This is a genomic window from Bacillus sp. R86525 (assembly GCF_042466195.1).
GTDB classification, from domain to species: Bacteria; Bacillota; Bacilli; order Bacillales; family Bacillaceae_G; genus Bacillus_A; species Bacillus_A nitratireducens.
Window position 1 is genome coordinate 2,052,716 of record NZ_JAXHPX010000007.1, and the last position, 12,281, is coordinate 2,064,996.

8 protein-coding genes and 1 pseudogene are annotated in these 12,281 nt (G+C 33.7%); 6 read left to right on the top strand and 3 right to left on the bottom strand.

What is annotated here, in order from left to right:
* The 3 genes from SJY24_RS13140 (at nt 1) to SJY24_RS13150 (ending at nt 3,800) form a co-directional block, all read left to right on the top strand.
* Nucleotides 1-822, top strand: coding sequence for a MerR family transcriptional regulator (locus SJY24_RS13140; RefSeq protein ID WP_377864918.1), 822 nt, complete (start codon nt 1-3; stop codon nt 820-822).
* An 81-nt stretch (nt 823-903) separates the two neighbouring features.
* A complete protein-coding gene (locus SJY24_RS13145; RefSeq protein ID WP_377864919.1) occupies nt 904-2,646 on the top strand; it encodes an amidohydrolase in 1,743 nt (580 codons plus the stop codon).
* Nucleotides 2,647-2,753: 107 nt separating this feature from the next.
* Nucleotides 2,754-3,800, top strand: coding sequence for an agmatine deiminase family protein (locus SJY24_RS13150; RefSeq protein WP_377864920.1), 1,047 nt, complete (start codon nt 2,754-2,756; stop codon nt 3,798-3,800).
* 48 nt (nt 3,801-3,848) lie between these two features.
* Here the strand turns inward: SJY24_RS13150 and pepF are convergent, their stop codons facing one another.
* Together pepF and SJY24_RS13160 are read right to left on the bottom strand one after the other, a co-directional pair.
* Complete coding sequence (pepF, locus tag SJY24_RS13155) at nt 3,849-5,636, bottom strand: oligoendopeptidase F (protein ID WP_377864921.1); 1,788 nt, start codon at nt 5,634-5,636, stop codon at nt 3,849-3,851.
* A gap of 117 nt (nt 5,637-5,753) precedes the next feature.
* Nucleotides 5,754-6,545 (bottom strand): arylamine N-acetyltransferase family protein, encoded by a 792-nt coding sequence (locus SJY24_RS13160; RefSeq protein WP_377864922.1) that lies wholly within the window; start codon nt 6,543-6,545, stop codon nt 5,754-5,756.
* A 216-nt stretch (nt 6,546-6,761) separates the two neighbouring features.
* Between SJY24_RS13160 and amyS the strand changes: the two genes are divergently transcribed.
* Nucleotides 6,762-8,303: an alpha-amylase gene (gene amyS / locus SJY24_RS13165; RefSeq protein ID WP_377864923.1), complete on the top strand. Its 1,542-nt coding sequence runs from the start codon at nt 6,762-6,764 to the stop codon at nt 8,301-8,303.
* Nucleotides 8,304-8,397: 94 nt separating this feature from the next.
* Here the strand turns inward: amyS and SJY24_RS13170 are convergent.
* Nucleotides 8,398-8,553 (bottom strand): annotated as a pseudogene (locus SJY24_RS13170) (exosporium leader peptide); the annotation flags it as partial.
* Nucleotides 8,554-9,168: 615 nt separating this feature from the next.
* Here SJY24_RS13170 and SJY24_RS13175 point away from each other — a divergent pair.
* On the top strand, nt 9,169-9,885 hold the full coding sequence (locus SJY24_RS13175; RefSeq protein ID WP_377864924.1) for a hypothetical protein: 717 nt from the start codon (nt 9,169-9,171) through the stop codon (nt 9,883-9,885).
* A 488-nt stretch (nt 9,886-10,373) separates the two neighbouring features.
* On the top strand, nt 10,374-12,275 hold the full coding sequence (locus SJY24_RS13180; RefSeq protein WP_377864925.1) for an endonuclease MutS2: 1,902 nt from the start codon (nt 10,374-10,376) through the stop codon (nt 12,273-12,275).
* Nucleotides 12,276-12,281 lie beyond the last annotated feature (6 nt).

Below are 12,281 nucleotides of genomic sequence, written 5' to 3' on the forward strand. Positions count from 1 at the left end.
ATGTATACAATTACTGAATTTTCACGGATTTGTAAAATGAGTACACGAATGCTAAGGCATTATGACAAAGAAGATATATTAAAACCAGCATATGTGAACCCGGAAAATGGGTATAGATATTATGAGCAAGGGCAGCTTGAAATAGCGCTGAAAATTAAAAAGCTAAGGGAGTACAAGTTCCCTTTACCGAAAATTAAAATAATTCTTCAATCATCAGATCAAGATTCATTTATTAAACATATGCAATCGCAAATTATAGAGTTGTCTCATGAGGTGAAACAAAATTTACAGGTTATTTCAGAAATGAATGAAATGGTAAATATGAATCATGATTTAAATACTGCTTGCCATAGAAATTACGATATATTAATTGGGATGAGAAATGAAATAACAGTAATTGCTCAAAGATTACAAATAAATATAGATGATATGGATGATTATTTTTATGACTTATATGAAAACGTACAAAAGAGTAACTTTCAAATAGTCGGTTCGCCCTCTACAGTCTTTTATGATGAAGAGTATATTCCAAATGAAAGTGATGTTGAATTAAGGATTCCGGTCATGCATAGGAACAATAAAGATGTAGTACAAGAATATGAAATAAAAAAACTAAATCCGCATCAAATCGTTACTACTATGCATTATGGAAGTTATGACTATATAGGTTACGCTTATATAGCGTTAGAAAAATGGATTGAAAGAAATGGTTATGTAATAGATGATTCACCATATGAGGTTTACATCAAGGGACCTGAATGTGATTGTTTAGTAGAGGAATACGTGACACAAATTTGTTTTTTAGTGATGAAAATAGAATGAAGATAAGGATTGACATTAACATTATGTCAATCCTTATTCTATTTATGTAAGTAATTCATCATAATAAAAAGGAGAAAGAATATGAAAAAAACAATCATGATTATTTGCCTGATTCTAAGTATGACATGGGTTTCAGCATGTACTCCTGGAGGAGGAGAAGGTGAGAATGGTAGCTTTGTTCTACCTAAGGAATTGCCCGAAAATGTAGTGTTTAAAAATGGTACAATCTATACTTCAAATGGCAAGCAAGACATTGTAGAGGCTGTAGCCGTTAAAGATGGGAAAATTACATTTGTTGGTTCAAACAAAGATGTAGAAGAATTTATAAATGAAGATACGAAAGTGGTGGATTTACAAGGACGTTTTATTCTTCCTGGTTTTGTGGACAATCATAATCATATATTTGAGGCGAAATCACCAGCAGCAGGGAATTGTAGTGTCTCACCAGATGCTTCGCTGCAAGAACAACGCTCGTATTTAAAGGCTTGTAAAAAAGATGTGAAAGATGGCGAATGGGTAAGTGGAACAGGATTTAGTTTGGAAGAGCTGTTAAAAGATATGGACGAAAAATCAGAACAGCAAACGCCATTACAAGTTCTTGATGAGTTATTTCCTAATAACCCTGTATTAATTATGGAAAGAACTTCTCATTCTGTATGGGTTAACTCAAAAGCATTGGAAGTAGCGGGAATAAATAAAGAGACGAAAGATCCGCAAGGCGGAAGAATCATTCGGGATCCAGAGACAGGAGAACCATTTGGGATTCTTTATGATACAGCAGGGGATATTGTGATGGAAAAAGCATGGAATTCCCAACCAAATCTCTTTGAAAAAAATTATGAAGGTTTGTTAGACGGTTTAGATGAAGTTGCGAAGAATGGTATTACTACAGTCGGCGATGGACGTCTCTATTGGAAACGAGGCTGGTTAGATGTTTGGAATAAAGTTAACGATGAGAAAAAGTTAACGTCACGAGTAGTACTGCGTCCGTGGGTATATCCGAACTTAAATGAAGCAGAACAAATTGAGTATTTCAAAAAAATTAAGCGAGATGATGTATCATCTCGAATGCTTATTAATCAAGTGAAGATGTATAGTGATGGAATTAGCATTAACAGCACAGCTAAAATACTAGAAAAATATAAATTTGAGTGGTTTAAAGGAACACCGTACGGTTTAAATTATATTCCAGAAGAAAAAATGAAATGGTGGTTGACGGAACTGAATAAACTTGGTTACGGTGCACTCATTCATACGATTGGAGATGGCGGGGTAAGAGAGAGTTTAAATGCAATTGAAGCAGCGAAAAAAGAAGGGGCGAATCAGCCTTATACGCTTACGCATGTTGAAATGGTAGAGGATAGTGATATAAATCGTTTTGCAAAATTAGGAATTAGTGCTGATTTCCAAGTAGGTCATGATTTTGCAGAAGATCCTAAACAAAGCTGGGCAAGTGCGTATTTTACAAATAAACAGATGGAACGAATTATGCCGTTAGGACGCATTTGGAAAACAGGAGCAAACGTATCACTTAGTAGTGATTGGGATGTAAATGAACTAAATCCACTTGTGACGATTTCAAATGCACTAAGCATTGATGAAAAGGGCTTGTCTGATGTATACGCAGCTATTGATGCTTATACAATTAAGCCCGCCAAAGCGTTAGGTCTTGATAATATTACTGGTTCAATTGAAGTAGGTAAATCAGCCGATATGATATTACTAAATGAAGATATTACTAAAATGAGTGTCGATAAGATTCCAGATGCAAAAGTTTTAGTGACGGTTTTACAAGGAGAAGTAGTGTATCACAAGGGAGAATAAAGAGTCAGCATATGAAGTAGTTACTAGTAAATGAATATATTTCTGTTGACCTTAACACGATGTCAAAGTTTAGACTGGACTTACAATCGGAGAAAGGGTGAACATGTATGAGAAATATGGAAAATAGTTTATATTATATGCCTGCTGAGTCGGAAAAACATGAGGGAACATGGCTCCAATGGCCTCATGATAAGGCTCATAGAGGTGAAGGTTACAGAGCTAAGCTAGATGATATTTGGGTAACGATGGCAAAGGAGCTACATTACGGAGAAAATGTGCATATTGTTGTATATGATGAGGAAGAAAAAGTACATGTACAATCGAAGTTAAATGAAGCGAACGTGGATATGGATAAAATTGATTTTTTAATTGAAGAAACTGATGATGTTTGGATAAGAGATAATGGACCGATTTTTGTAAAAGATAAGGAGGAAAATCTCTGCTTAACACACTGGATTTTTAATGGTTGGGGAAATAAATATCCGTATGAAAATGATGCTGTTATTCCGGAAAAAATAAGTGAAATGTATAGCATTCCAAAAGTTAAATCTAATGTTTGTATAGAAGGTGGAGGAATAGAGATAAATGGAAATGGCACCTTAATGGCGGCAAAAACTTCTATTATAAATGAAAATCGAAATCCTACACTAAGTCAGGAAGAGATTGAAATAGAGTTAACGAAGTATTTGGGAGTAACGAATTTTATATGGATAACTGGTATTCGCGGAGAGGATAATTACGATGAAGATACAGATTACCATATTGATGGGGCAGCGCGTTTTGTAAATGAAAATACAATTCTTTATGAATATGATCCTTTCGGGGAAAGCGAATCATACCTTTTGGAGGCGTACGAAAAGCATTATCAAGAATTGCGACAAGCAAGAAATATAGATGGAAAGCCATTTCAGCTCATACCAGTACCGGTAACAAGAAAAGTGGTAAAAGAAGCGGACTGTAAGGGCTCGTATTTGAACTTTTATATTGGAAATGAAGTTGTATTGGTTCCTATATATGGTGATGAACATGACAAGTTAGGACTTCAAATCATTGAAGGGCAGTTTCCTGGAAGAAGAATTGTCGGTATTTATGTAAATGAACTGTTTGCGTATGGTGGCATGATTCACTGTGTGACGCAGCAACATTTAGCATAAAGTAACCGAAATGAAAAAAGCATGCAGAGTATATACTCTGCATGCTTTTTATAATGCTGAAAACTCTTCAACAAGTTGGGTAAATCGATTCAATGCACTTTCAATCGGTTCTGGTGTAGTTAAATCCACACCAGCTTTTTTAAGTAGGTTTAATGGATAATCAGAGCTTCCACCTTTAAGGAATTCGATATAATTTTTCTGAGCATTTGGGTCACCACTTAATAATTTATCAGCGATTTGGATTGCAGAGGCAAATCCAGTTGCGTATTTGTACACGTAAAATGGACGATAGAAGTGTGGAATTCTAGACCAGCCGTATTTTACTTCTTCGTCAAATACGAGAGAGTCGCCATTATATTCTCTAAATAAGTTTTCGTAAACTTCACTAAAGACTTTGGCATTTAATGGTTTACCTTGTTCGGTCATTTCATGTGTGATTTTTTCAAACTCAGCAAACATGATTTGTGTAAAGAAAGTACCTTTAAAGCTCTCAATAAAGTGGTTAATTAAATGATTACGCACGTTCGTTTCTTTTGCTTCTTTTAATAAATAGTGAATTAATAACACTTCATTTACTGTAGAAGCGACTTCTGCAACAAAGATAGTATAGTGTGCAGAAATTCTTGGTTGGTATCCGTGTGAGTAATGCGTATGCATACCGTGACCGCATTCATGAGTAAGAGTGAAAAGGCTATTTAAATCATCATGATGATTTAAAAGAATGAAAGGATGAACACCGTATACACCAAAGTTATAAGCGCCAGAACGTTTTCCAGGTGTTTCTCTCACGTCTATATAGCGTTTATCTTTAAAGCTTTTTAATGTTTCAATATATTCTTCACCTAAAGGAGCGAGTGACGCGATCATTATGCCAAACGCTTCGTCGTATGGAATGTCTTGTTTTACACCTTTTACTAGATCAACACTCAAGTCGTATTGTCTTAGTTCATCTACATTTATTTTTTCTTTTCTAAGTTCATTATATGTATGTAATGATTGAATGTTTTTTTTCGTCGTATCGATTAAATTTTCATATACTTCTTTCGGAACCATATCGCCAAATAATGATTTTTCTAAAGCTGATGGATATTTTCTTAGCTTTGAAACAGTAACATTATTTTTAATAGCAGCAGATAAAGTAGAAGCGATAGAGTTTTTTAACTGAACGTATGGTTTGTAATAAGCTTTATAGGCTTCTTTACGTTTCTCACGATTCTCATCTTCTATTAACTTTGCATACATGCCGCGCGTTAAATTTACTTTTTTTCCATCATCAGTAGTCACGTCACCAAATAGAATATCTGCATTATTTAACATGCCAAATGTATGCTGCGGGAAGGAGAGTGCTTCGCCCATTTGTGATAAAATCTCTTCTTGGTCCTTATTCAATACGTGTTTTTTATAACGGTATAATTCAAATAAGTCTTCTTTATAATATTGTAAACCTTCTGCTTCTTCTATGTAAGAATGTAATGTGTTTTCATCTACGCTAAGTAAGAATGGGGAAAAGAAAGATTTAGCCGCACTTACTTTCACGTGTAATTGTGATACTTTATCGACAAGAGATTGGGCGTCAGTATCGCGTGTATCAAGATCAGATTGTAATCGTGCATAAGCGAACATTAAAGATATTATGCTAGAAATTTCTTCACTCTTTGTTAAATAAGCTAATAAACTATTGCCATCGTGAATATTTCCATTAAACTCGTGTAACTCATTCGTTAATACTTCAATTTTATGAAAATCGCTTTCCCAATCTTCAATTGTATGGTAAATATCGGTTAAATCCCATTTTTCCTTATCAGCTACTTGTAATCGATCTTTAAGTTCTGTCATAATCATTTCCTTTCTAAATATGTAGTTATATTCCTATATAACTATGAAATACAACAAATTGCAAAAAATCCCTGCTGAAAATTAAAAAGCCTTGCTAAAATGGCAAGGCTTAAAAAATTATAATGTAATTCCGAATTTTGAATGTAAAAGATTTGTATATTGCACATCTGTAACGGTTTCTTTCGTTTTTTTACCGTTTTTCACTATTGTCAGACTATCCTTTGTTAAAGATGCATGCCCATCTTCAGTTAGTTTTACAATAAGAGGTACTTTATTAAATGGTGAGCCATCATGTTCAACGATAATTTTTTGTGCTGCATTTGCTTTTTCTTCAGCCACTTCTTCTAAATAAAATGCGTAACCTAACGTCCAATCATTCGCAGAAGATTGATCCAAAAACTCATTATTTTTACGCATCTCTAAAATGTAGTTTCCTTTTTCGGTCATTTCTTTACGAATATGATAATCTCCTGTAACGGAGTGAATGACTTCACCTGAGAAAGGGACAGGTGCAAGAGGTAAGTATGAGCCGAATCCCACTTCAATTAAATAAAGTTCATTATGATGTGTTAAAACAGTTGCGATATGACCAGAATCAACAGCCCATATAGAATTTGCAACATTGTACACTGTTCCTGAAACGAGATGAACATTAAATCCAGCGTCTTTAAGGAAGTAATACATAGTAGGATTGAGTTCATAACAAAGACCGCCACGGTTGTTTACTAAAATTTTTTCTTTTAGATTTTCTTTTGATATTTCTGTAAAGTTGTTTTTGAGAATATTTAAGTTTTCAAAAGGGACAGTTTGTGCCATTGCGTACATAATGTCAGATAAATCTTCAAATGAAACTGTGTCTTTTTCTTCTATATGTAATCGTGCGAAAAATTGTTTTTGAAAGTCGGTCATAGAAATCCCTCCGTTATGCTTTTATAGGTAAATTGTAAACAATCTTGAATAAGATGTGAAATGAAAACTACGTTGAAGTATTTGTTGAATATTTGAAGTTAGACTAAAAAATAATATGAGAGAGTGAGAGATTGCTACTTTACTAATCGTAGAACGAATATTATAATAATTCAGATAAACTATGCAAACGTTTTCTTATAAGGAGATGGTGTAAATATGTTGAAAAAAATAACAGTAGTCGGCTTGTCGGTTGTTTTGTTTTTACCTAGTATATATGAGGGGAGTAAAGCGTATGCAGATACGGTTAACAATGGAACGTTAATGCAGTATTTTGAGTGGTATGCTCCGAATGATGGGAATCATTGGAACCGCTTGCATTCAGATGCCGGTAATTTAGCTCAGAAAGGAATTACATCTGTCTGGATACCGCCTGCATATAAAGGAACTACGCAAAATGACGTAGGATATGGAGCATATGATTTATATGACTTAGGGGAATTCAATCAAAAAGAAACGGTACGAACGAAATATGGGACGAAAGCACAATTGAAATCTGCAATTGAAGCTTTACATAAGCAGAACATCGATGTATACGGTGATGTAGTTATGAATCATAAAGGTGGAGCAGATTATACTGAAACTGTAACAGCTGTTGAGGTAGACCGTAACAATCGAAATATTGAGGTATCAGGTGATTATGAAATTAATGCATGGACGGGGTTTAACTTTCCAGGGCGCGGAGATACTTATTCTAATTTCAAATGGAAATGGTATCATTTTGACGGAACGGATTGGGATGAAGGAAGAAAATTAAATCGAATTTATAAATTTAGGGGTATAGGTAAAGCATGGGACTCGGAAGTGTCTAGCGAGAATGGAAATTATGATTATTTGATGTATGCAGATCTTGATTTTGATCATCCAGATGTTGCGAATGAGATGAAAAATTGGGGGATGTGGTATGCGAATGAATTAAATTTAGATGGCTTTCGTTTAGATGCTGTTAAACATATTGATCATGAATATTTACGCGATTGGGTAAATCATGTCAGACAGCAAACGGGGAAAGAAATGTTTACAGTAGCTGAATATTGGCAAAATGATATCCAGACTTTAAATAATTATTTAGCGAAGGTCAATTATAATCAATCTGTATTTGATGCACCGCTTCATTACAATTTTCATTACGCTTCAAAAGGAAATGGGAATTATGATATGAGAAATATTTTAAATGGAACAGTAATGCAAAATCACCCTGCACTCGCAGTTACTCTCGTTGAGAATCATGATTCTCAGCCTGGGCAGTCATTGGAATCTGTAGTAAGTCCGTGGTTTAAACCGTTAGCATATGCATTTATTTTAACTCGTGCAGAGGGCTATCCTTCAGTTTTCTATGGTGATTACTATGGGACAAACGGAAATAGTAGTTATGAAATTCCAGCGTTAAAAGATAAAATTGATCCGATTTTGACGGCACGAAAAAACTTTGCATATGGTACGCAGCGTGATTATTTAGACCATCCAGATGTAATTGGATGGACAAGAGAAGGTGATGGTGTACATACGGATTCCGGTCTAGCGACATTAATCTCAGATGGACCAGGAGGATCAAAGTGGATGGAAGTTGGAAAGAATAACGCAGGGGAAGTATGGTACGATATGACGGGTAATCAAACAAATACAGTAACAATTAATAAGGACGGATGGGGGCAGTTCTATGTAAGTGGAGGATCAGTTTCCATATATGTTCAGCAGTGAATTGGTGATAGAAAAGAAGAGGTAGACTGAAATATAAGTCTTCCTCTTCTTTTTATATTGTTATCATTCCTAAATCTTTATTTTAATAAATGAACTAGTCGACTTTTGAAACAACAAGAGATGCGTTGGAATAAATAATGTCACCCATCGCTTCTCTTATTCGTACTCGAAGAACATCTCCTTAGCTTAAAGGTAATAGGTCAGTTCTGGCGGATGTAGCTCTTACCCCATAATCACCACCAACTCGTGTAATTCTTTCGTTAATACTTCAATTTTATGAAAAATGCTTTCTTGATCTTCAATTATATGGTAAATATCCATTAAATTCTATTTCTCTTTATCAGCTACTTGTAGTCGATCATTAAGTTCAATCATAATCATTTCCTTTCTAAATATGAGTTATATTCCTATATAGCTATGAAATACAACAAATTGCAAAAAATCCCTGATGGAAATTAAAAAGCCTCGCCTGAAATAGCAAGGCTTTAAAAATTATGATGTACTACCGAACGTTAAATATAAAAGATTTATATATTGTTTTTCGTAATAATAAAAATCGTACTGTGATTGCTATAGAACTAAATATTAGTATGCTTTTAACGTGATTTTAATAGATGTTATATTTGCTTTACGATAAAATGATTATAGTGTAAAATTACACTATAAGTGTAAAGTGGAAATAAATGAGTGTTTTTACACTTGTGGTTATTAGAGCTTTCTAAAGCAAGATGAGGAATTTTTATTATTCATGTCAGAGAAGGCAAAGTGGTGTAGCAATTATTAGAAGAAGTTTTTTATATACATTGTAATTTCAAATCTATAAGGACATTTCTGTATAGGCAGTAGTAGCGAAAGGAGAGGAAATATGAAAAAAAGAAAAATGAAATATAGCATAGTATTTAGTTTATTACTATTAACATCATGTGATATAACGGATGAAGAACTTGAACAAACAGCACAAAGTTATACAAAATCGGAGTATGGTATTTCTGTTAAACTAAACCAAGTTGAAACACTGGATAACGGAAAGGATTTCCTTGGTCCAAGGTGGCGGATAGTTTCTGTACAGCAAGTCGATGAACCGTATTTGCAATTTCAACTTTCTTTCGAGGGACAAATCTCTCCAAAAGTAAATAATGATAACTATAAAATAAAAAAAGAAGCGAATGATTTACAAGAAAGATTCAATACATATTATGAAAAAAAAGAGAATAATACTATCCTTATTTTCGCTCAAATACAGGCGGGGGATACTGTTTTCGATAAGAATGCCGAGAAAGAAATAGCGAAGAAAAATTTGAAGCAGTATTATACGGCAGTTTTTAGAAGTAATACTGTTTTAGATGTAAACAATCCTGTACATATGGAAACATTAGCGGAGGCTGCAAGAAGTATTAAGGAATTTAATAAAATGATTGAAAATAGTAAGAGTAGTGTGGAAGATATAACGATTCAGCTGCCAGACGTTAATAAGGATGTATTAAAAAATATTGCAGTAGATTATATATTAACGGCTGAAGACGCGAAAAAGACCCTTGAGAAAAAGGCTGATTATATGAAAGTTTTACAGTCTACGAAGTGAAAAAAGGGACCATTCTCAGGTGTGAAAGGCAATAGTCTGACACCTTTACTTCTTGCAAAACATATAGTATGATGATTTCAGTAAATTAGATTTCAATGACTATAATATAAATTAATGAGAGGTGCTTTTTGTGAGTGCGGTAGGTACTAAATAGGAAAAATTTAATGAAATAAATCGGATAAGACCAGGGGATTTTTATGTACATCATACCCCTAATTTTGTCATGGATTTATTTCGAAACCTATGAAGATACCTACAATACTTTATAAAGCGTGTAATAAGGGGATTGCCATCTGTTTTTTATGGCGTATTTCCCCATATGTTATTACACTTGCCTTGTAAATGTAAAAGCTGCGGTATCCCCGCAGCTTTTTTGTATATATTTTTAATGTATAAAAATGGTAATTCAATAATGTAGAACTCATTGGAATCTAATGAGTAGGTATCTTCATTTATGATAAAAATCAATCATAGTGAGGAGAAACAAAATGAATACGATAACTTTTGAAAAGTTACAATATAACGAATTAAAGGAAATAGTGAAATCATATTGTGTAAGTGGATTAGGAAAAGAATTATTAAATAAATTAGAGCCGAGTACGAATATAAAAGTAGTGAGAAGTCGTTTAAATGAAACGACAGAAGCACGAGCTATAGTAGATGCAGAAGGGCATGTTCCTTTCTTCGGCATTTCAAATATTGCTAGTACAATTCAAAAATTAGAAAAAGGGATGATTTTAGATCCTGAAGAGTTAGTAAGTGTTTCAGACTTTTTACGTGGCTGTAGAAAGATTAAAAAGTTTATGTTAGATAAAGAATTTTTTGCGCCAGTATTAGCTTCTTATGCAAATTCAATGACTGAATTTAAAAGTATTGAAGAGGAAATTAATTTTTCAATAAAAGGCAATAGTATTGATGCAGCTGCGAGTAAAGAGTTAAAACGAATTCGAAATAACATTGATTCTGTAGACGGAAAAATAAAAGAGCGCTTAACGAAGTTTTTAAATAGTAGTGCAAATAAGAAATATATTCAGGAATTCTTTATTAGTAAGAAGGACGATAGGTATACGATTCCAATTAAATCCTCTTATAAAAATCAGGTTGCGGGAAGTATAATTGAAGCTTCCGCTAAAGGTTCGACTGTATTTATAGAACCGCATACGGTTACAAAGTTAAATGCGGAACTCGCAAGTTTGAAAGCAGAAGAAGCGATGGAAGAGTATCAAATTTTAGCAACTTTATCAGGAATGGTAGTAGAAAACATTTATCATATAAAAATTAATATGGAATTGATTAGTCAATATGATATGGTATTTGCGAAAGCGAAGTTTAGTAAGTCAATTGATGGAATAGAGCCGAAATTAAATGATCATGGTTACGTTCATTTAGTAAATTGTAAGCATCCGCTTTTAAGTGGAAAAGTAGTACCATTAAACTTTGAAATTGGTCAACACTACCGTAGTTTAATTATTACAGGACCGAATGCAGGCGGGAAAACAATTGTATTAAAAACAATTGGACTACTAACATTAGCGACAATGTCAGGCCTTCATATCGCTGGTGATAAAGAAACAGAAATTGCTATTTTCGACAACGTATTTGTAGATATTGGTGATAATCAAAGTATTGAAAATGCACTAAGTACATTTTCATCTCATATGAAAAATCTTTCGGAGATTATGAGGATGTCAAATAATAATACGTTGCTATTATTTGATGAAATAGGAAGCGGGACTGAACCGAATGAAGGGGCAGCACTTGCAATTTCTATTTTAGAGGAGTTTTATCTTGCGGGATGTATTACAGTTGCGAGTACGCATTACGGTGAAATTAAACGCTTCTCAGAAATGCACGATGATTTTATGAATGCAGCAATGCAATTTAATAGTGAAACGTTAGAACCACTTTATAAATTAGTGATCGGTAAATCAGGTGAAAGTAATGCACTTTGGATTGCGAATAAAATGAACGTAAGAGAACATGTACTGCAAAGAGCGAAAGAGTATATGGGAAATAAAGAATACGCTATAGAAAAAGTGAATGAAAGTAAAATAAGAAAACCGAAAATGGTGCAAGAAAAAAGAGAACATGAAAATGAATATAAAATCGGCGACCGTGTGAATTTGTTAGATCATAACGATTTCGGGATTGTATATAAGGAAAAAGATAATTTCTATAACGTCGTTGTATATTATAACGGTGAATTCGTTGAAGTGAATGTGAAACGTATTACTTTAGAGGTAGCAGCAAAAGAATTATACCCAGAGGGATACGATTTAAATACACTATTTGTCGATTATAAAGAAAGAAAAATGCAACACGATATTGAGCGCGGGTCGAAAAAAGCGCTTCGTAAAATTGAAAAAGAAATAAGAAAGAATAGAGGATAATATAGA

Excerpts from the sequence above, each read along its gene's own strand:
- SJY24_RS13160 (WP_377864922.1), bottom strand. The coding sequence starts at position 6,545 with ATGACCGACTTTCAAAAACAATTTTTCGCACGATTACATATAGAAGAA.
- SJY24_RS13175 (WP_377864924.1), top strand. The coding sequence starts at position 9,169 with ATGAAAAAAAGAAAAATGAAATATAGCATAGTATTTAGTTTATTACTA.
- SJY24_RS13180 (WP_377864925.1), top strand. The coding sequence starts at position 10,374 with ATGAATACGATAACTTTTGAAAAGTTACAATATAACGAATTAAAGGAA.
- SJY24_RS13140 (WP_377864918.1), top strand. The coding sequence starts at position 1 with ATGTATACAATTACTGAATTTTCACGGATTTGTAAAATGAGTACACGA.
- amyS (WP_377864923.1), top strand. The coding sequence starts at position 6,762 with ATGTTGAAAAAAATAACAGTAGTCGGCTTGTCGGTTGTTTTGTTTTTA.
- pepF (WP_377864921.1), bottom strand. The coding sequence starts at position 5,636 with ATGACAGAACTTAAAGATCGATTACAAGTAGCTGATAAGGAAAAATGG.
- SJY24_RS13150 (WP_377864920.1), top strand. The coding sequence starts at position 2,754 with ATGAGAAATATGGAAAATAGTTTATATTATATGCCTGCTGAGTCGGAA.
- SJY24_RS13145 (WP_377864919.1), top strand. The coding sequence starts at position 904 with ATGAAAAAAACAATCATGATTATTTGCCTGATTCTAAGTATGACATGG.